Raw genomic sequence first — 19,841 nt, forward strand, 5'->3', positions numbered from 1 at the left:
CCGCCGAAGCGCGCGCCCGGCGCCGCCCCGTGTTCAGGCGTGCCAGGCAGGGCCCATGTCTGGCAGGCCCTTGACTTGCAGGCCCGTGACTGGCGCGCGCGTGTCGGGCGGTTGCAACTGAGCCCCGTCCAACCAGAGTTGCGACGCCCCCCCCGTGTCTGGCGGGCGCGCGTAGGGCGGGTGGTCCTCGCGTCGCTGGCGCGCATCTGTCTTGGCGCGCGTCGGGCGGGCGCGGTTGGCCGCCTGTGCCGACGCGCGGCCCGTCATTGGCGGCCGGGGGGCGGCCTCAGCCCTCGTTGCCGCCGAAACGCGGCATGCGCGGCGTTGCGGCCAGCTTGTTGCGGTGGCGCTCGACCCAGGCGATCGTGTCCTCGGGCGCCATGGGCCGTGCGATGCCGGGCCCCTGCACATGATCGCAGCCCAACTGCGCCAGCATCGCCGTTTCCGCCAGCGAGGCGACATCGCCCGCCAGCGTCTCGATGCGCAGCCGTTCGGCGACCGAGAGCACCGCGCCCACCATGGCCTGCTGGCCCGGATCGGTGTCGACATGGGCGATGAAGCTGCGCGCGATGCGCAGCCGCTGGATGCCCGCGCGGCGGATGCCGGTGATCGAGGCGGGGCCAGCGCCGAAGCTGGCCAGATCCAGACGGCACCCCAGCCGGCCCAGCGCCGCGACGGAATGCGTCACCACCTCGTCGGCGTCTTCGGCCACCGCCGCTTCGGGCAGCTCGAGCCGCAGGCGCGGCGGCGTCACCGCAAAGCGGTCCATCTCCCAGGCCAGGCGCTGCGGCAGCTGCGGGTCGGTCAGCTCGGCCAGCGTCAGCCGCATCGACACCTCGGCCTGATCGAGACCGGCGCGGTCCCAGCGGCGCATGGCGCCGAAGGCGTGGTAGAACATCACCTCGGTCAGGCGCCGGCTGAGTGCCTCGCCCTGCATGACCTCGGTCAGCGCCTCGCCGGTCAGCATGCCGCGGAGGGGATGCATCCAGCAGGGCACGACCTCGAAGCCGACGACCTGGCCATTGTGGGTCGAGATCTGGGGCCGGAATTGCGCCACCACATCGCCCGCCTCGAGCGCCTCGGCGGCTTCCTCGGCCTGGGCGCTGCGGGCCTGGGCGGCGGCGCGGACCTCATCGGTATAGGCGCGCACCGATCCCCCGCCGATGCGGCGCGCTTCCTCGGCCGCGGTCTCGGCCGCGCCCAGCATGGCGGTGCCGTTGGGTTCGGGCGTGCGCGACATCAGGCAAAAGCCCACATGCACCGTCGGGTGCAGGAAGGCGCGCTCGATCGAGACGGGCTCTTCCAGCGTGGCCTGCATGCGGTTGGCGATCTGGATCGCGGTTTCAAGATCGACCTTGCGCACGGTGTCGAGCACGACGCCCAGCCGCGGCCCCTCGAGGCGCACGACCAGATCGTATTCGCGCAGGCTGCCCTTGAGCCGGTCGCCCGAGACGCGCAACAGCTTGCCGATGGCGCCGTCGCCCCATTGCCGGGCGATATCGTCGACCCCGTCGATGCCGATCACGAAGGCGGCGGTCAGATGCCCGCTCTCGGTCATCTGCTCGAAGGCGTCGTCCAGCGCCTGCACCGCCTCGGGGCGCAGCGGCAGGCCGGTAATGGCGTCGTTGATGCAGGCGGCGACAGGGCGCATGGGCACGACGCGGCGGGGATGGGCGCGCGGGCTGTCGGCGGCGGGGGCGGCGGCCGGGGCCGCGCGGCGCATGCCCAGGACAAAGACGCCCAGCGCGGTGGCCGCGGTCAGGCCCAGCCCCTCGGGGCCGTGCCATTCCCAGGCGAGCGGCGCCGCGGGCAGAAAGGCCATCATGTCGGGCCGCGCGAGGGCGCCGCGCAGGCGCGCCAGAAGGCCCGGCGCCTTGGACGACGCGCGGCGCGGCTGGGGCGCGGCGGCGGGCGGCGCGACCGGGGCCGGGCGCGCGGCGCGCGGCGGCAGCGTTGCGGCCAGACCGTCCTCGCGGGCCTTGCCCCGCGCCCGAGACACCCGGCGCACCGGGCTGACCGGCCCCGCGGCGGATGTGTCGGCAGGCGTCTGGGAGCCCGCGTCGGGGGCCGCGCGCGTTTCCGCGGTGTCCGGTGCGCCCGGATCGTCGGTGCCCCCGTCGGCATCGCCATCGGCGTCGCTGCGGGGCGGGGCGTCGGGCCCAAAGGGCGGCTGCGCCGGGCCTTCGCCGGTGATCGGCGCGCCCGACATCATCCAGGTGATCGGATCGTCGATGAAGCTGGGCCCGGCGGGGTCGGCGTCATGGCCGCGCCGGGGCGGCGTGCCCTGGCCTACGGCACCGGCCTCGGGCGGCGTCGTTCCCAGCGCCTGGGCGATCAGCCGCTCGGTCGGGTCGTCGGGCGTGTCTTCGGCACGGGCGCGGGGTTCAGACCCGCCCTCGTCGGTGACGGGGCCGGCCGCGGACGGCGCGCCGTCTTGCCGTGCGGGATCGTCATGCGCGGGATCGTCACGCGCGGGATCGGGGGCGTCCGGCGTGGCGGGCATGTCGTCGTTGGCGGCATCCTTGTGACGCGTCGCATGTGTTTGCGGGGGCGTGCCGACCCGGCGCGGAAGCCCACGCGCGGCGCGCGGCGCGACAGGGCGCGCATCCGAGCCGTCCGTGTCGTCATGTGTCGGGCCGGCATGGCCCTTGTCGGTATGGCCGTTGTCGCCATGTCCCGCGTTGTGGCTGCGCAGGTCGGGGCTGCGCAGGTCGGGGCGGGCGGCGTTCGCAGAGGGGCTGTCCTGATCGCGCTGGCCGTGATCGACATGCGTCGGATCAGGCTGGTTGCCGGACCTCTCGGCCCGTCCCAGCGGTTTGCTGCGTTCGAACATGACATCCCCTTCCACCGATGTTCTCCCGCTGCATGACCCCCCATGCAACGGTTCCCTTCCGGGGGAAGGCTAGGGGCCTTTGGTCAGCACTCCGTTAACGCGCGCGGACCGGGCCATGACGATTTCATTCAAATCGTAGCGGATGCGTCGCCGCGCTCGGCGGGATCGGAGCGGCCGCCCAGCGCCAGCCCCGCGAAATCGAAGAGCCTGGGGTCGGGCAGATGCGAGGGCCGCGCATTCATCAGCGCGCGGAACATCACCTGACGCCGGCCGGGGCTGCGCTTTTCCCAATCGTCCAGCAGCGCCTTGACCTGCATGCGCTGCAACCCGTCCTGGCTGCCGCAGAGATTGCAGGGGATCACGGGAAACTCCATCGCGCGGGCAAAGCGGGCGCAATCGGCCTCGGCCACGAAGGCCAGCGGGCGCAGCACGAAGAGATCGCCCTCCTCGTTGACCAGCTTGGGCGGCATCGTCGCCAGCCGCCCGCCGTGGAAGAGGTTGAGAAACAGCGTCTCGAGGATGTCGTCGCGGTGATGGCCAAGGACGACGGCCGCGCAGCCCTCCTCGCGGGCGATGCGGTAGAGATTGCCCCGCCGCAGCCGCGAGCACAGCGCGCAATAGGTGTTGCCCTGCGGGATCTTGTCCATGACGATCGAATAGGTGTCGGCATATTCGATGCGGTGTTCGATGCCCATGCGGGTCAGGAATTCGGGCAGCACCGTCGCCGGAAAGCCGGGCTGGCCCTGATCGAGGTTGCACACCAGCAATTCGACCGGCAGCAGGCCGCGCCATTTCAGCTCGATCAGCGCCGCCATCAGCGTGAAGCTGTCCTTGCCCCCCGACAGGCAGACCAGCCAGCGGTCGCCGCGCCGGGCCATCGCATAGGTGTCGATGGCCGCGCGGGTCTCGCGCACGATGCGCTTGCGCAGCTTGCGGAATTCGGTCGTGTCGGGCGCGCCGCGCAGGATCGGCGGCAGATCGGTGTCGGCGATGTCGTCGGGGCTGTCAGTCATCTTCGCGGTCCTTCGCGGCGGGGCCGTGGTCATGCCCGCAACCGCGGGGGGCGGGCGCGCCGGGCACCGGGTCATAGCCCGAGCCCCCCCAGGGGTTGCAGCGCAGGATACGCCAGAGCGCAAGCCACCCGCCCCGGATCGCGCCATGCCGTTCCAGCGCCTCGAGCGCATAGGCCGAACAGGTCGGCTGGAAGCGGCAGGAATTGCCCAGCCAGGGTGACAGCACCAGCCGATAGGCGTGAACGGGCAGCGCCAGCAGGCGGGCCAGCGGGCTCATGGCTTCGGCCCCTTCGGGCGGCGGGGCCCTTGGGAGCGGGCAGCTTGGGGGCGGGCGGAATGGATGCGCCCCAGAGCGCGCGCCAGATCGGCCTTCAGCTCGGCGAAATCGCGCGCGATCGTGGCCTCGGGGCGGCCGACCAGCACATAATCCCAGCCCGGCTTGCCCAGGCCCGGCAGCACCTCGCGCACGGCGGCGCGCAGGCGGCGCTTGGCGCGGTTGCGGGCGACGGCATTGCCGACCTTCTTCGAGCAGGTGAAGCCCACGCGGATCAGTGCGGGCGCGCTGTCAGCGGTGTCGGAAATCTCGCCGGGGGCGCGGCGGCGGGCTTGCAGCAGAAAGCTGTCGGCGCCCTGTTTCAGCGCCCGCGCGGCGCGCAGGAAATCGGCGCGCTGGCGCAGGGTCTCGACACGCGGGGTCGGCACGGGGCGGGCGCGGCAGGCACCGCCATCGTCGCCAGGCCCGGCCTGGGGCGGTGTCCGGCCTTCCGCGGCGGTCTCGGGGCTGGGCATCGGCGTCTCTCCGGCGCAGGCAGGCCGCTGCCCGTCCTGCGGACATGACAATGCCGCCGGATCACCAGCCCCGGCGCCTTGCGGGCCTTGGGCGTGGGTCTCCGGCGGCATCATCGAAGAGGTGTGAAGCCTCAGGCCGACAGAACCTTGCGGCCCTTGGCGCGGCGGGCGTTCAGAACCTTGCGACCGGCCTTGGTGGCCATGCGCGCGCGGAACCCGTGGCGGCGGGCCCGGACGAGGTTCGACGGCTGATACGTGCGTTTCATCGCGAATACTCCGGTTCGGGCGGCCCGATGGGATTCGAGCGCCGCTATCATTCGAGGCCCGGTCTTTAGTCGGCCCCGGCCCGCAAGTCAACGCGCAAACGCCCCGTCCGGCGCGGATTTTCGCCCCCCTCGCCGCCGCCTGCATCCGGCCCCCGGCGCGGCCATCCCCCGCCGCTGCGGCCCGCGCCGGGAAATCCCTGATCGCAGACCTGTCTTTTCTCCAAAGTCTTTGATATTCCTGAGGAGACGCAGGCCGATGCGGCAGGGTTCAGCCAGGGGTCGGGGGCCGGGCGCCAGGAACCAAGGGCCGAGGACGGGCGGCGGCGGGGAAGGGAAATGTTTCTGAGAACGCTTTCAGGCCGGTTCTTGCTGCTGACGTCGCTTTTCGTGCTGCTGGCCGAGGCGATGATCCTGCTGCCCACGGTCGCCAACCATCGCCGCGACTATCTGCTGACACGGCTGGAAAAGGCGCAGATCGCGTCGCTGGCGCTGCTCAACACCGACGGGATGATCGAGCCCGGCCTCGAACGCGAGCTTCTGGCCAATGCCGGCGTCTTCAACGTGGTGCTGCGGCGCGACGACCAGCGCCGGCTGGTGCTGTCCTCGCCCATTCCAGCGCCGATCGAGGCCACCTATGACCTGCGCGCGCCCACCGATTTCGAGCTGGTGCGCGATGCGCTGCACCAGCTTTTCCGCCCCGCCAATGCGGTGATCCGGGTGATCGGCGATCCGGTGCGCGCGGGCGGGCAGTTCATCGAGATCACGCTCGAGACCGGGCCCTTGCGCGCGGGCATGCTGGAGACGGGCTTTCGCGTGCTGGTCCTGTCGGCGGTGTTCTCGGTGCTGACGGCGATCTTGCTGTTCCTGGCGGTGCGGCGGCTTCTGGTGAAACCGATCCAGCGGCTGGTCGCACGGATGAGCGCCTGGGCCGAGGCCCCCGAGGACGCCCGCCGCCTGATCGCGCCCTCGGCCCGCATCACCGAATTGCGCGAGGCCGAGGAGGCGCTGGCCACGATGCAGCGGCAGATGTCCTCGGCCCTGCGCCAGAAGGAACGGCTGGCGCAGCTGGGCCAGGCGGTGGCCAAGATCAGCCACGACCTGCGCAACATCCTGACCACGGCGCAATTGTTCGCCGACCGCATGGACGAAAGCTCGGACCCCGGCGTGCGCCGTGCCGCACCCAAGCTGGTGGGCTCGATCACCCGCGCGGTCAACCTGTGCGAGACCACGCTGGCCTTCGGCCGCGCCGAGGAACCCGCGCCCACGCTCTCGCGCTTCATGATCGCGGGGCTGGTCGCCGAGGTGGTCGAGGCCGAGATGCTGTCGGCGCGCGCCGCGCGGGTCGATTTCGTCACCGATATCGCGCCCAATCTGGTGCTGCGCGCCGACCCCGAGCAGATGTATCGCGTGATCTCGAACCTCGTGCGCAATGCCTGCCAGGCGATCGAGGCCACGGGCAAGCCCGGCACCATCGAGATCGGCGCGGGCGAGGAGGAAGCCGGCTGGTGGATCCGGGTGGGCGACAGCGGGCCGGGCCTGCCCGCGCGCGCGCGCGAACATCTGTTCCAGCCCTTCCAGGGCAGCGTGCGCAAGGGCGGCACCGGGCTGGGGTTGACGATCTCGGCCGAGCTGGTGCGCGGGCATGGCGGGCAGCTGGAGCTGGTGCGCTCGGATGCGCAGGGCACCGAATTCCTGATCCACCTGCCGCGCGAGCTGGGCGAGGCCGCCGCCTGAGCCGGCCCCCCGCGCGCTCATCCCCGAAACAGCCCATGCCCGAACCTGCCCCCGGCGGCCCGCCCATGCGCGGCCCGCCCATGCGCGACGAGCCCGTGCCACCGGGGGCAGGGCGGGCGCCGTTCAGGGCGGGACGTCAGCGGAGGGGGCTCCGCGGCTGGGCTTCAGCGAATGCGAGGCTTGATGCGCGGCTCGGTCGAGCGGATCAGGCTGCCCGCGCCGTGATCGGTGAACAATTCCAGCAGGCAGGCATTGCGCACCCGCCCGTCCAGGATCACCACCGCGCGCACCCCGTCCTCGACCGCCTTGAGCGCGGTCTCGGTCTTGGGGATCATGCCGCCCGCGATGGTGCCGTCGGCGATCATGGCGCGCACCTCGTCGGGGGTCATCTGGGTGACGACATTGCCGGTCTTGTCCTTGACCCCGGCCACGTCGGTCAGCAGCAACAGCCGGTCGGCCTTGAGCGCCCCGGCGATCGCGCCCGCGGCGGTGTCGCCGTTGACGTTGAAGGTCTCGTTGTCGTTCTCGCCGGTGCCGACGGGGGCCACCACGGGAATGATCCCGGCGCCGTAGAGGTCGCGCAGCACCTGCACGTTCATCTCGACGGGGCGGCCGACAAAGCCCAGTTCCGGGTCGTCGGGGGCGCAGACCATCAGGTCGTCGTCCTTGCCCGAGATGCCCACGGCGCGCCCGCCCTGATCGTTGATCGCCTGCACGATGCGCTTGTTGACCAGCCCCGAGAGCACCATCTCGACCACCTCGACGGTGGCCTGATCGGTCACCCGCTTGCCGCGCACCCAATCCGAGGTGATGCCCAGCCGCTTGAGCAGGTCGTTGATCATCGGGCCGCCGCCATGGACCACGACCGGGTTCATCCCGACCTGCCGCATCAGCACGATATCGCGGGCAAACTCGGCCATCGCGGCCTCATCGCCCATCGCGTTGCCGCCGAACTTCACCACCACCACGGCGCCGGTGTAGCGCTGCAGATAGGGCAGGGCTTCAGAGAGCGTGCGCGCGGTGGCAATCCAGTCTCGGTCCATGTTCTGCTTTCTCATTGCGGTTCCCCGGAAAACGGCGCTCAAGGACTAGCCGTTTCGGCCCCCCCTGCCAAGAGGCGGCTGCGGCATCTTCGCGCCCGGCTTGCGTCTGGCGCCAGATGCGCTAGCTGGAACCGGAACGGGACCAGAGGAGACCGCCATGGCCGGAGATGATCGCAAGGTGCTGCTGCTGACCGGGGCCAGCCGCGGGATCGGCCATGCCACGGTCAAGCGCTTCGCGCGCGAGGGCTGGCGCATCGTGACCTGTTCGCGCCAGGCCTTCCCCGAGGAATGCCCCTGGGGCGGCGGCCGCGAGGATCACATCCAGCTCGACCTGTCGAGCGCGCAGAAGACCATCGAGGCGGTCGCGGACATCCGTTCGCGGCTCAATGGCAAGCTGCATGCGCTGGTCAACAATGCCGGCATCTCGCCCAAGGGGCCGGGGGGCAGCCGGCTGAATTCCATCGACACCGACCTCCAGACCTGGGGGCAGGTGTTCCACGTCAACTTCTTCGCCTCGATCGTGCTGGCGCGCGGGCTCAAGGACGAGCTGGCCGCGGCGCGCGGATCGGTGGTCAACGTGACCTCGATCGCGGGCAGCCGGGTGCACCCCTTCGCGGGCGCGGCCTATGCCACGTCGAAGGCGGCGCTGGCGGCGCTGACGCGCGAGATGGCGCATGATTTCGGGCCGCTGGGCGTGCGCGTCAACGCGATCGCGCCGGGCGAGATCGCCACCTCGATCCTGAGCCCCGGCACCGAGAAGATCGTCGAGGGCCTGCCGCTGCGCCGTCTGGGCCAGCCGCGCGAGGTGGCCGACGTGATCTGGTTCCTGTGCTCGCCCGAAAGCGAATATGTCACCGGCGTCGAGATCGAGGTGAACGGCGGCCAGCACGTCTGAGCCGGCTCCCCGGGGCCAGCACCTCGGGGCCAACACCCTTGTGCAGGTTCGCAGGGGGCCCGGGACGGGCAGCCCTGGGCTGATCGGGGCAGACCGTCCATCGCCACCGCGCCCGCGCGCAGGGCGATCCCGGCGGCGGGGCGTCGGGGCGGGCCGTGGCGTCGGGGCGGGGCGGCGGGCGCCTCAGCCGATCCCGGCGATCAGCGCGCGCAAGGTCTCGAGACCCTGTCCCTTTTCTGATGAGGTCATCACGATCTCGGGATAGGCGGCGGGGTGGCGGGCCAGCTTCTCGCGCACCTGCGCCAGCGTCTTGTCGCAGCCCGCGGCAGTCAGCTTGTCGGCCTTGGTCATCACCACCTGAAAGGTCACCGCCGATCGGTCGAGAAGGGTCATGATTTCCTCGTCCACCGGCTTGATGCCGTGGCGGGTGTCCACCAGCACGAAGGCGCGGCGCAGGGTGGCGCGTCCGGCCAGATAATCCTTGAGCAGGCGTTGCCATTTCTCGACCACGCCCAGCGGCGCATTGGCATAGCCATAGCCGGGCAGGTCCACCAGATAGGGCCCGCCGCGGGTGGTGAAGAAGTTGATCTCCTGGGTGCGGCCGGGCGTGTTCGAGGCCCGCGCCAGCTGCCGCCGTCCGGTCAGCGCGTTGATCAGGCTGGACTTGCCCACGTTCGAACGTCCGGCAAAGCAGACCTCGGGGCGGTCGTCGGGGGGCAGCCCGTCCATCGCCACCACGCCCTTGAGGAACTCGACCTCGGCGGCAAAGAGCTTGCGCCCGGCCTCGCGGGCGATGTCGTCGGGCTCGGGGGCCAGGGGATAGGAGATCATGCCAGAACCTCTATGGGATCGCCGCGGCGGATGGGGCCGCCCTTCAGGACGGCGGCGTAAAGACCGAAGTCGCGGTCGCCAAAGCGCGCCTGAAGCGCGGCCAGCGTGTCGCCTGCTTCCGCGCCGGTTTCGGGGTCGGCGCAGGTTGCCCGGCAGCGCGTGATGGGCCGGGCCACCTCGAGGATCGCGCCCCCCACGCGCAGCCGCGTGCCCGCGCCAAGGGCGCGTTCGGCGTCTTCCGGCCAGCCCTCGATCCAGAGATTTCCGCGCCAGCGGTGGATCGACAGATCGCGCCCCATCGCACGGCCCAGGGCCGCATTCGAGGACAGCGACAGGATCGACAGCCAGGGCGCGCGCGCATCGCTCAGCGCCTGACCTGCGGGCGCGGGCACCAGATCGCGCGGGGCAGGGCGCCCCTCGGGCCAGAGCGGGGCCAGCCAGTCCAGCAGCCGGGCGCGGTCGGCGGCCTGCGCAGGGGCGATGGTGATCGCGGGGCGGCGGGGGTGGCTCAGGGCGATCCGCCCGCCCTCCATGCGCGCGCGCACCGCCATCAGCGCGGGCGCCGCGGCTCCGCGCAGGAAATTCGACTTGGGCGCCCAGCCGCGCGGGTCGCCGTCGAATGTCGCGGCCGCATGGGCCACGGCCCAGGCCCGGTCAAACGGCAGAACGCCCCCCTCGGCGAGGGAGGCGTCCGCGATCTCCTCGACCCCGATCGACTTGATCGGATGGCGCAGGATCCGGGCCAGCGTGGCGGCCATCACTTCTTGTCGCGCAGCGAATTGCCCGCACGGCCGGATTTCGACGGCCGCGCCGCGGGCTTGCCTTCGGCCGGCGTGGCCGCCCCGGATTTGGCGGTGTCGGCCTTGTGCGCGGCCTTGGTGCTGACGGGCTTGGGCGCGTTAGCGGGCGCGGCGGCTTGCTTGCGCGAGAAGCTGGCCAAGATGTTGCCGAACAGATCCGGCCGATGCCCGTGCATGGTCATGATCGTGTATTGCTGGATGAAGGTGATCATGTTGTTCGCGATCCAGTAGATCACCAGACCCGAGGCAAAGCTTCCCAGCATGAACATGAACACCCAGGGCATCCAGGCGAAGATCGCGGCCTGGGTGGGGTCGGTCGGCGTCGGGTTCAGCTTCTGCTGAAGCCACATCGAGATCCCCAGGATGATCGGCAAGATGCCCAGCGAGAAGATGTGCAGGAACGAGCTGGGGTCCGGCACCGGCGTGTTCAGCAGCCCGAAGAGGTTGAGGATCGAGGTCGGATCGGGCGCCGACAGGTCATGGATCCAGCCGATCCAGGGCGCGTGGCGCAGCTCGATGGTGACGAAGATGACCTTGTAAAGCGAGAAGAAGATCGGGATCTGTAAGAAGATCGGCAGGCAGCCCGCGGCGGGGTTGACCTTCTCGCGCTTGTAGAGCGCCATCATCTCCATCTGGAGGCGCTGCTTGTCGTCGCCGCAGCGCTCCTTGAGCTTCTCCATCTCGGGCTGGATTTCCTTCATCTTGGCCATCGACACATACGAGGTCTTGGCCAGCGGGAAGACCACCAGCTTGATCAGGATGGTCAGCCCGATGATCGCCCAGCCCATCGCGCCCGGCAGGCCATAGCCGGCGAAGAGCTGGTTGAGATGGTGCAGGATCCAGAACATCCCCTTGGTCAGCGGGAAGAACCAGCCCCAGTCGATCGAGTCGATGAAACGGTCGATGCCCAGGTTGGTCTCGTAATCCTTGATGGTCTGCCATTCCTTGGCGCCGGCAAACAGCATCGTGGTCGCGCCGACCGTGCCGCCGGGCATGACGTCCATGACCGGAAGGCGCGCCTCGGCCTGATAGATGTCGGCGGCGGGGGCGTATTTGACCACCGAGGTGAAGGGCTGGCCCGGCTCGGGCACCAGCGTCGTCATCCAGTATTTGTCGGTGAAGCCGATCCAGCCGTTCTCGGTCACGTCGCGGATCTCGGCCATGCCTTCGCGCGGGACCGGGTCCAGCTTGGCGATGTTCTTGTATTTCAGCTCGTCCAGCTCGCCGTCAGCCATGCCCACCGCGCCCTCGTGCAGGACGTAGAAGGACTGGCCCTCGGGCTTGCCGTGCCGGGCCACGATGCCATAGGGCGCCAGCCGCACCGGGGTCGTGCCGCGGTTCTCGACGCTCTGGGTCACGGTGAACAGGTAATTGTCATCGACCGTGATCTGGCGGTGGAAGATCAGGCCCGCGCCATTGTCCCATTGCAGCGTGACGGGTTGGCCCGGCGCCAGCACGTCGCCTGATTCGACCGACCAGATCGTGCGCGCATCGGGCACCAGCGCGGGGTCCATCCCGCCGGCCGGAAGCCAGCCGTAGACGGCGTAATAGGCGTGATCGTCGGCCGCGGCGCCCACCGGCGCCAGCAGGCGCACATCGGGCGAGCCCGCGTCGAGCGTTTCCTTGTAGTCGAGCAGCAAAAGGTCGTCGATGCGCCCGCCCGCCAGCGAGATCGAGCCCGAAAGCCGCGGCGTGTCGATCTGCACGCGGTCGGCGCTGGCCACGCCGGCTGCGGCGGCAGGGCTGGCCGCGGGGGCGGCAACCTGCGGGGCAGCATCGGGCGCGGCGGCGGCGGGCGGCGGCAGCAGCCCCTCGGCCGGGGTGCTGGCCTCGATCCCGGGTGCCTGCGCCTCGGGCGCTTCCGGCGGGGACACGAACGTGTACCACACCAGGATCACCAGAAAGGACAGCACGCTCGCAAGGATGAGATTCTTGTTCTGATCGTCCATGGGGACCGCCGTTGCCTGAAGGATTTGGGCGCAGGTTCAATAGAAGGGGGGGGCAAAGGTCAAGCGGTTTTCCCCCGCGGGCCCTGCGTGACAGGCCCGCAGGCGGGGGGATTTCGCCCTGCCTGCGCCGCTGTGGTGCCCCCCGCGGTGCCCTCTGCGGCGGCTCCTGTGACGTCCCCTTTGGCGGCGGGCACTCTGCGGCCCGCGCAAGGGGCGTGGCGGGCACAAGGCAGGGCGGGGACAGCGCCTGGCCGCCCGCGCGCGGGGCGAAAACCATGCGCGCGCCGGGGCTTGCACCACGGCAAGAGGGGCGCGCAGGCCCTGCGTCAGGCGGGCTCGGCGTCCAGAAGTGCCGCCCAGCCCGCGGCGTCGGTGCCCGCCAGTTCGATCACCGTCGCGCCGGCCGCATCGAGGCCCAGCACCGCGCCGTCGGGCATCTGCGCGATCCGCGCCAGACGATCGGTGCGCAGATGCATCTCGAGGCCCGGATCGAGCACGTTCCAATAGGGGCCATAGGTGGCGGTCTTGACGATCGGGCCTTCATATTCCGCCGCGCAGCCGCGGTTGGTCACGCGCAGCCGCACCGGCACGGCCGCCTCGGCCGCCCCGCGCATCAGCCGCTCGAAGGCGCCGGGGGCAAGCTCGCGCGCGGCCCCCGCGGCGTCCCGGCCCGCCATGCCGCCCGCGGGGGGCGCGGCCGGGGTGAAGAGGTCGCTCTGTTCGGGCAGGGCCAGGCCCGCGACCATCTCGTCCCAGCCGGGCGCCTCGGAACCTTCCAGCGCAAAGGCCTTGTGCACGGCCTCGCCCGCGGCATCGAAGATCTGGAGCGACCGGCGCAGCCCGCCCGAGACGGTGCGCGTCATGGCAAAGCCATGCACCCAATGGTCGGGGGTGATGTCGATGCCCACGCGGCCGTCGCCGTCGCGGTAATGGCCGGTGATCTCGAGAATGGCGATGTCGTTGCGCGTCAGCCCCATGATCGACGGATAGGGCGCCAGCGCCGCCAGGATGCGCGCCGGATCGGCCTGGATGCGGGTGATCGTGGTGCCGTCATGCGGGCCCAGATGCGCGGCCAGAAGGTCGGCCTCGGTGATCCCCAGCCCATCGGCAAAGTCGCGTTCGCGCGCGGTGGGGGCGGCGGCACGTTCGGCGCGGATCGTCTCGGGGGTGGGGCGGGGCGCGGTCATGGGCGGGCCTTTCGTCTGAAGCGGTCGGGCGCGACTGTAGCCCCCTGCCGGGGAAGGGCAAGAGGCGGGCAGAAGGGGGCAGGGCAGACCACCCGCCGGGCGCGCGCGGGTGGCAGAGGTTGCGGCGGGCCCGCCGCACGACAGGGCGCGCCGCTGAGATGGCGCGCGCCCGGATGATCCGGATCCGGTGATGTGGAGACCCGTGATGCAGGGGCCATTACGCGGAGGCCGGCAGCGCCCGCGCCGTCAGAGGAATTCGATCTCGACCTGGGCGGCCTCGCGCCGGCGCAGGGCGATGAAGGTGTCGCCCACGCGCAGCTCGATCGGGTCGCGCAGGGGGGCGGCGCGGATCACATGGACATCGCGCCGGGGCTGGAGGCCCAGATCGAGAAGCCGCTGGCGCACCGCGCCGCAGCCGACCAGCCGCAGCACCCGGCAATGCGCGCCCATCGGGGCTTCGTCGAGGTTGGGGGCGCGGCTGGTGGGGGCGCAGCCGCACCGCTGGCCCGAGCCCGCGCAATGCTTGCCCTTGCCCTGATGCAGAACGGGCAGATCGTCGTCCAGAACCTTGCAGCCGGTGTGATGGCCCTGCGACGACGCCCGGCGCTTGCCGTGCGGGCCGCCGTGGCCCATGCCGTGGCCCATGCCGTGGCTGGCGTCGGGGCCCGGCCCGGTGGCGGCTGCGGCGGCCACGGTGCCCATGGGCAGCGCCTTGCGCAGCCGGGTGCGCCAGCCGCCCAGAACGCCGTCGGTCAGCGCGTCGGCCTCGGCGCCGGCCTCCATCGGCCCGCGCCCCATCTTGCGCCCGCGTCCACGCCCCGAGAAGATGCCGCGTTTCATGTGCCCTCCTGCCGCGCCGTTCCGGCAAGAGAAGCCGGGAATTGCTCTGGCGCGAGAATTGACGTCCCTGGTCCCTGCGGGCCTTGATCCAGATCACCGGAGACCGGCCGCCCGATCAAGCTGCATTTGCTGATCTATTTCATCAAGAAATAGACCTGCGACATTTGGGCCGCAAGCCCCGAAGCCCGCCTTCGGGCAGGGACATTGCCCAAAAAGGTCGCGGGCCGTGCGGGTTACGCAGGCTTTGCGGGCGCCCCGCGAAGCTCGGTGCCCCGTGACGCCCGGTGCCCGCTTGCCCCGACGCCTGCCTGATTGCGCCGGCGCCGGGCGCGGCCTGTCAGTGACAGCCGCAGCCGCCTCCATGCTCATGCCCATGGCCGTGACCGCCACAGCAGCCGCCGCCCGCATGATCGTGCCCGCCGCAGCCGCAGCCCGATTCGCCCACCGCAGCGGCGGCCGCGCCCGTCACCGGCAGCCCCTTGGATACCCATTTCGCCAGGCCGTGGCGCATGTTGGCCACATTCTCGAAGCCCTGGCGCATCAGTGCCTCGACCACCATGCGCGAGCGCGCGCCGGTGTCGCAGGCCACGATCACCGGGCGGTCGCGGGGGATTTCCTCCCAGCGCCGGGCGATCTCGGTCATCGGGATCGCCAGCACATCGCAATCGCCAAAGCCGAGGGCGGCGATTTCGTGCGGGTCGCGCACATCGACAAGCAGCGCATCGCCCAGGAGCGCCCGGAAGGACGACCGCGGGCAAAGCTCGGGCAGATCAAGGGTCAGGTCGGACATGGGAAGATCTCCATCACGCGGGGGTCGCGCACCCCGCGCCCGACTTCTAGGCGCCTTCGCGGCCCGCGTCTCCGCGGCCACTTTGCGCACCCCATCCCGAAACCGGGCTGGCCGCCGTCGCCGAAGGGGGATCAGTCCGGGTGGTGGGGCGTGGCGCGCGCGGGCCAGGGGCGGCTGACATCGCGCAGATCGACATTCAGACATTCGGCGCGCACCGCGATGGCGCCGTCGCCCGCCAGCGTGATCAGGATCTGGCCGGTGCCGTCGGGGCCGGCCTCCCAGCTCAGGTCGAGGATCGACAGGATCTGGTCGCGTGCGGTGCGGTCTAGCCCCTGGCTGGCCACCCCCGTCACATCCGAGATCACCAGAAGCGTGCGCACGCGTTCGGGTGTGGGGGCAGGTGCAGGGGTGCGGGTGGGGCGCTGATGCTCCCAGCGAAAGCGGTTCATCACCAGCGCGAAATGCCGCCCGCTGCGGTCAAAGCGCATGTCGGCCTGGCTCAGCACGGCATCCTGGCACAGCGCGGCGATCACGGGCAGATCCTCGGGGGTCTCGGCGCGCAGGCTCAGGGCTTCGGGGGCGCCATCTTGGAACCGGGCATCGGTCATGGTCTGTCTCTTCCGTCCTCTCGCGTCGCGCCGCGGTGGGGCCAGGGGGGGGCGTGGAGCCTTTCCCCCCCGGACCGGCGGGCGCCCGCGGCCCGCGCGCCTGCCGTTCGTCTTCGAGATAAGCACAGGGCCCCCCGATTGGAAGCCCGCCCAAACCGACGCGCGCCCGGCGGGGCAGCCCGCCCGGCGGGGTCAGTCGCCGTGGATGCGCTCGATCCGGGCGCCGACGCCGCCCAGTTTCTCCTCGACCCGCTCATAGCCGCGGTCGAGATGGTAGACCCGGCGCACCAGCGTCTCGCCCTCGGCGGCCAGACCGGCCAGGATCAGCGAGACCGAGGCCCGCAGGTCGGTCGCCATGACCGGCGCGCCCTTGAGCCGCTCGACCCCGTGCACGCGCGCGGTGCCGCCCTGGACCTCGATCTGCGCGCCCATCCGCGCCAGTTCGGGCGCATGCATGAAGCGATTCTCGAAGATGCGTTCTTCCAGCGTCGAGGTGCCCTCGGCCGTGGCCAGAAGCGCCATCATCTGCGCCTGAAGGTCGGTGGGGAAGCCGGGGAAGGGCTCGGTGACCACATCGACCGCGCGCACCCGGCCGTTCCGGCGCGTCACCTTGAGGCCCGCGGGCGTTTCCTCGACCGAGATGCCGGCCGCGTCGAGCTTCTCGCAGAAGGCGCCGACCAGTTCGATCCGCCCGCCCAGGCATTCGACCTCGCCGCCGCAGATCGCCGGGGCCAGCATGTAGGTGCCCAGCTCGATACGGTCGGTCACCACCGGATGGGTGGCGCCATGCAGCCGCGCGACCCCCTCGATGGTGATTTCGGAGCTGCCCTCGCCCTCGATCTGCGCGCCCATCGCCCGCAGGCAGCGCGCCAGATCCACGATCTCGGGCTCGCGCGCGGCATTGCGCAGCACGCTCGTGCCGCGCGCCAGCGTCGCCGCCATCAGCGCGTTTTCCGTGGCCCCCACCGAGACCAGCGGGAAGTCGACCACCGCGCCTCGCAGCCCTCGCGGCGCGCGCGCATGCACATAGCCCTCGCGCAGGTCGAGTTCGGCCCCCATCGCCTCGAGCGCGCGCAGGTGCAGGTCCACGGGGCGCGCGCCGATCGCACAGCCGCCGGGCAGCGAGACCACCGCCTGGCCGTCGCGCGCCAGCATCGGCCCCAGCACCAGGATCGAGGCCCGCATCTTGCGCACGATGTCATATTCGGCGGTGTGGTTGGTCAGCGCATGCGACGACAGCGCCAGCACCTGCCCGCCCTGAAGGCCGGCGACCTCGGCGCCGAGGCTGGTCAAGAGCTCGGTCATCGTGCGGATGTCCGAGAGCCGGGGCGCATTGGTCAGCGTCAAGGGCTCCTCGGACAGGAGCGTGGCCGGCATCAGCGCCAGACAGGCGTTCTTGGCCCCCGCGATCGGGATCTGGCCGTTAAGGGGGCCGCCCCCGGTGACGATGATCGAATCCATGCCTGCCTGTCCTGCGTTGGGCGCGCGGCAGGGGCCGCGGCCGTTGGGTGTCTGTGCGGGGGGCGCCGGGGCTGCGGCCGCATGTCGCGCGGCGCGCCCGACCCGCGGCGCCTCAGCTGTCCGGTGCGGAACGGGGCGGGGCAGGGGGCGGTTCGACCCCGTTCGGGGAGGTGTCGCCGGCGTTCTTGCCGCCGTCGTCGCCCGCCCGCGCGCGCGCCTGCGCCTTGCGGCGATGCAGATTGGCCCGCAGCGCCGCCTTCAACCTGTCCTCGCGGGCGCGTGCGCCTGCGGTTTTCGGCCCCTCCGGCCCCTTGCCCGTCTCCGTCATGAGGCGGGTTTACTCCGATCATGCAGATGCGTCCAGATTTGCGCTTGCACCCCCCGAATTTTGCGTCTAAATCCCCGCCCATCAGGCCGAACACGGTCCGCCGGCGCTGCGGTAGCTCAGTGGTAGAGCACTCCCTTGGTAAGGGAGAGGTCGAGAGTTCAATCCTCTCTCGCAGCACCATCCTCCCTCTCATATCGACATGACCATGCGGGTTCTCCCGGTGCTTTGCGCGCTGGCTGAGGGCGGTTGCCGTGGTTCGGGGGTTGGTCTTCTCCGGCGCTGTCATCGCCGACCTTGCCGATTTTCCGTCCTTCCAGATCCGGTGCCGCGCTTCTGGGCGTTGGGGCGGGATGCTCTCTTGCATCCGGCGTTTGTTATCTTATAACATTTGTTATACTATTACAGGAGATCTCCATGGCCGACCGTTTGCCCGTCACCGTCCTGTCCGGCTTTCTCGGCGCCGGAAAGACCACGCTTCTCAACCATGTCCTGTCCAACCGCACGGGGATGCGGGTGGCGGTGATCGTCAATGACATGTCCGAGGTGAACATCGACGCCGATCTGGTGCGCGCCGGCGCCAGTCTGACGCGGGGCGAGGAAAAGCTGGTCGAGATGACCAACGGCTGCATCTGCTGCACGTTGCGCGACGATCTTCTGGTCGAGGTGCGGCGCCTGGCCGAGGAGGGGCGCTTCGACTATCTGCTGATCGAATCGACCGGCGTCTCCGAGCCGCTGCCGGTCGCGGCCACCTTCGAATACCGCGACGACGCGGGCGCCGCGCTGGACGATATCGCGCGGCTCGACACGATGGTGACGGTGGTGGATGCGGCCAATCTGACCCGCGACTTCTCGGCGCAGGATTTCCTGGCCGACCGCGGCGTGGATCTGGGCCCCGAGGACGGGCGCACCCTGGTGCAGCTGCTCACCGATCAGATCGAATTCGCCGATGTGATCGTGCTCAACAAGGTGTCCTCGGCCAGCGCCGAGGAGCTGGCCAATGCCCGCGCCATCCTGCGCGCGCTCAATGCCGATGCAAAGATCATCGAGACCGACCACGGCCGGGTCGACCCGCGCGAGATCCTCGGCACCGGCCGGTTCAGCTTCGAGGCGGCGCATCGCCATCCCACCTGGATGCAGGAGCTTTACGGCTTTGCCGATCACGTGCCCGAAGACGCTGAATACGGGATCACCTCGTTTGTCTATCGCGCCGAGCGGCCGTTCCAGCCCGCGAAACTGGCCGAATTCTTCCAGACGCCGCTGCCGGGGGTGATCCGGGCCAAGGGGCATTTCTGGCTGGCCACGCGGCCCGATTGGGCGGGCGAATTCTCGGTCGCGGGTCCGATGCTCGAGGTGAAGGGGCTGGGCCTGTGGTGGGCGGCGGTGCCCGAGCAGCATTGGCCCGAGGAGGCGCGCGAGCGCATGGCCGCGAAAGTGGCGCAGGAATTCGGCGACCGCCGACAGGAGATGGTCTTCATCGGCATGCTGGGCACGATGAACCGCGCCCGCATCGAAAGCATGCTGGAGCGCTGCCTGGTGCCCGAGACGACCTTCGCCCCCGAGGCCTGGCAAGAGCTTGAAGACCCGTTCCCGCACTGGGGCCGCGCCGCATGAGGCGCAATCTGTCGACCCGTCTGCGCGCGCGCCGCCGCGAGAACCCGATGGCGGCGCATGACCGGCTGCCCGCGCCCGCGCGCGCCTGGGTGGCGCAGGCGGTGCTGCCCTGGTCGGCGGCCTCGGTGGCGCGGATCTGGGCCCGTGCGCTGGCCGAAACCGGCTGCGAGGAGGCTGCCCTGGCCCGTCTGGCCGCGGCCGAGGCCCGCACGCTGGCCCGCGAAGGCGGTTGGGCGGGGAAGGGGGCCGTGGGGCAGGGCGGTGCTGCGCCGGTCCCCAAGGCGGCCCGCTCCCCCGTCGGTCGGGGCGCGCATTGACAAAGCGGTGATCGCGGCGCGATATGGGGCCGTCATCGGTTCGGTGCAGGGCTCAGACCTGCCCCGAAGAAATAGGGAATGCGGTGAGGTGTAGCCATCAGGCGCCGAACCCGCAGCTGCCCCCGCAACTGTGAGCGGAGAGTGACACCGAAGAAGCCACTGGGGCCCTGCATGGCCCTGGGAAGGTCGGTGGAACGACGACCCGCGAGCCAGGAAACCTGCCGAGGACTCGTGGCCGCGCCCCAGGCGCGCCGCGATGCAACCGGACGCCGGGGTGTGCGTCTGGCACAGCACGGGGCCTGTTCCGTCTGCGCCGCTCCCCGCTGTCCTTTCCGTTTGTGCCCGGTCATTCCGGGCCGGTGAGAGAGGATGACATGATCTTCCAAAAGACCCGCACGGTTTCGGCCGTTCTTGCCCTTCTGGGCGCCACGCTTCTGCCCGGCGCTGCCGCGGCCCATTTCCAGCTGATCTATGCGCCGCAGACGAATGTCGAGCGTCCCGGCGATCTGCCGCTTCTCTTGGCCTTCTGGCACCCGTTCGAGAACG

At 70.8% G+C, this 19,841-nt stretch carries 19 protein-coding genes, 1 tRNA gene and 1 riboswitch; of the genes, 5 read left to right on the forward strand and 15 right to left on the reverse strand.

The window, feature by feature from the left end:
- Window positions 1–286 precede the first annotated feature (286 nt).
- The 5 genes from BW949_RS16490 to rpmH form a co-directional block, all read right to left on the reverse strand.
- Window positions 287–2,833 carry a GGDEF domain-containing protein gene (locus BW949_RS16490; RefSeq protein WP_083947645.1) on the reverse strand — a complete coding sequence of 849 codons (2,547 nt, stop codon included), beginning with the start codon at window positions 2,831–2,833 and terminating at the stop codon, window positions 287–289.
- A gap of 128 nt (window positions 2,834–2,961) precedes the next feature.
- Window positions 2,962–3,846, reverse strand: coding sequence for a tRNA 2-thiocytidine(32) synthetase TtcA (ttcA, locus tag BW949_RS08005; protein WP_076364728.1), 885 nt, complete (start codon window positions 3,844–3,846; stop codon window positions 2,962–2,964).
- The gene (gene yidD, locus BW949_RS08010; protein WP_076364730.1) at window positions 3,839–4,123 is read right to left on the reverse strand and encodes a membrane protein insertion efficiency factor YidD; all 285 of its coding nucleotides are present in this window, start codon (window positions 4,121–4,123) and stop codon (window positions 3,839–3,841) included. Before yidD ends, ttcA begins: the two co-directional genes overlap by 8 nt.
- Complete coding sequence (rnpA, locus tag BW949_RS08015) at window positions 4,120–4,635, reverse strand: ribonuclease P protein component (protein WP_083947646.1); 516 nt, start codon at window positions 4,633–4,635, stop codon at window positions 4,120–4,122. The genes yidD and rnpA overlap by 4 nt, the downstream gene beginning before the upstream one ends.
- A 131-nt stretch (window positions 4,636–4,766) precedes the next feature.
- Window positions 4,767–4,901, reverse strand: a complete 135-nt coding sequence (rpmH, locus tag BW949_RS08020) for a 50S ribosomal protein L34 (RefSeq protein WP_076364732.1) — start codon at window positions 4,899–4,901, stop codon at window positions 4,767–4,769.
- Window positions 4,902–5,237: 336 nt separating this feature from the next.
- Between rpmH and BW949_RS08025 the strand changes: the two genes are divergently transcribed.
- Window positions 5,238–6,635, forward strand: coding sequence for a sensor histidine kinase (locus BW949_RS08025; RefSeq protein ID WP_076364734.1), 1,398 nt, complete (start codon window positions 5,238–5,240; stop codon window positions 6,633–6,635).
- 164 nt (window positions 6,636–6,799) lie between these two features.
- Here BW949_RS08025 and argB read toward each other — a convergent pair whose 3' ends face one another.
- Entirely contained in the window at window positions 6,800–7,678 is an 879-nt protein-coding gene (gene argB, locus BW949_RS08030; RefSeq protein WP_076364736.1) for an acetylglutamate kinase, read from the reverse strand.
- A 157-nt stretch (window positions 7,679–7,835) separates the two neighbouring features.
- On the opposite strand from argB, the gene BW949_RS08035 reads away from it, so the two are divergent.
- Window positions 7,836–8,573: an SDR family NAD(P)-dependent oxidoreductase gene (locus tag BW949_RS08035; RefSeq protein WP_076364738.1), complete on the forward strand. Its 738-nt coding sequence runs from the start codon at window positions 7,836–7,838 to the stop codon at window positions 8,571–8,573.
- A gap of 183 nt (window positions 8,574–8,756) precedes the next feature.
- Here the strand turns inward: BW949_RS08035 and yihA are convergent, their stop codons facing one another.
- The 9 genes from yihA to BW949_RS08080 form a co-directional block, all read right to left on the reverse strand.
- On the reverse strand, window positions 8,757–9,404 hold the full coding sequence (gene yihA, locus BW949_RS08040; protein ID WP_076364740.1) for a ribosome biogenesis GTP-binding protein YihA/YsxC: 648 nt from the start codon (window positions 9,402–9,404) through the stop codon (window positions 8,757–8,759).
- Complete coding sequence (locus BW949_RS08045) at window positions 9,401–10,162, reverse strand: MOSC domain-containing protein (protein ID WP_076364741.1); 762 nt, start codon at window positions 10,160–10,162, stop codon at window positions 9,401–9,403. The genes yihA and BW949_RS08045 overlap by 4 nt, the downstream gene beginning before the upstream one ends.
- Window positions 10,162–12,153, reverse strand: a complete 1,992-nt coding sequence (gene yidC / locus BW949_RS08050) for a membrane protein insertase YidC (RefSeq protein ID WP_076364743.1) — start codon at window positions 12,151–12,153, stop codon at window positions 10,162–10,164. The genes BW949_RS08045 and yidC overlap by 1 nt, the downstream gene beginning before the upstream one ends.
- Before the next feature lie 326 nt (window positions 12,154–12,479).
- A complete protein-coding gene (locus BW949_RS08055; RefSeq protein WP_076364745.1) occupies window positions 12,480–13,340 on the reverse strand; it encodes a ChuX/HutX family heme-like substrate-binding protein in 861 nt (286 codons plus the stop codon).
- Between the two features lie 246 nt (window positions 13,341–13,586).
- Entirely contained in the window at window positions 13,587–14,180 is a 594-nt protein-coding gene (locus BW949_RS17160) for a FeoA family protein (protein WP_200805131.1), read from the reverse strand.
- A 337-nt stretch (window positions 14,181–14,517) separates the two neighbouring features.
- Window positions 14,518–14,970 carry a rhodanese-like domain-containing protein gene (locus BW949_RS08065; RefSeq protein WP_076364747.1) on the reverse strand — a complete coding sequence of 151 codons (453 nt, stop codon included), beginning with the start codon at window positions 14,968–14,970 and terminating at the stop codon, window positions 14,518–14,520.
- A 131-nt stretch (window positions 14,971–15,101) separates the two neighbouring features.
- Complete coding sequence (locus tag BW949_RS08070) at window positions 15,102–15,578, reverse strand: DUF2948 family protein (protein ID WP_076364749.1); 477 nt, start codon at window positions 15,576–15,578, stop codon at window positions 15,102–15,104.
- A gap of 192 nt (window positions 15,579–15,770) precedes the next feature.
- Window positions 15,771–17,039: a UDP-N-acetylglucosamine 1-carboxyvinyltransferase gene (gene murA, locus BW949_RS08075; protein WP_076364751.1), complete on the reverse strand. Its 1,269-nt coding sequence runs from the start codon at window positions 17,037–17,039 to the stop codon at window positions 15,771–15,773.
- A gap of 112 nt (window positions 17,040–17,151) precedes the next feature.
- Window positions 17,152–17,367 carry a hypothetical protein gene (locus BW949_RS08080; protein WP_076364753.1) on the reverse strand — a complete coding sequence of 72 codons (216 nt, stop codon included), beginning with the start codon at window positions 17,365–17,367 and terminating at the stop codon, window positions 17,152–17,154.
- Window positions 17,368–17,472: 105 nt separating this feature from the next.
- Between BW949_RS08080 and BW949_RS08085 the strand changes: the two genes are divergently transcribed.
- From BW949_RS08085 to BW949_RS08095, 3 genes are all read left to right on the forward strand, one after another.
- Window positions 17,473–17,547, forward strand: a tRNA-Thr gene (locus BW949_RS08085).
- Between the two features lie 234 nt (window positions 17,548–17,781).
- Entirely contained in the window at window positions 17,782–18,978 is a 1,197-nt protein-coding gene (locus tag BW949_RS08090; RefSeq protein WP_076364755.1) for a GTP-binding protein, read from the forward strand.
- Window positions 18,975–19,295, forward strand: a complete 321-nt coding sequence (locus BW949_RS08095) for a DUF6525 family protein (RefSeq protein ID WP_076364757.1) — start codon at window positions 18,975–18,977, stop codon at window positions 19,293–19,295. Before BW949_RS08090 ends, BW949_RS08095 begins: the two co-directional genes overlap by 4 nt.
- Before the next feature lie 19 nt (window positions 19,296–19,314).
- Window positions 19,315–19,535, forward strand: a riboswitch (cobalamin riboswitch).
- The last annotated feature ends 306 nt before the right edge of the window (window positions 19,536–19,841 follow it).

The sequence above is a fragment of the Phaeovulum vinaykumarii genome (genome assembly GCF_900156695.1).
GTDB classification, from domain to species: Bacteria; Pseudomonadota; Alphaproteobacteria; order Rhodobacterales; family Rhodobacteraceae; genus Bieblia_A; species Bieblia_A vinaykumarii.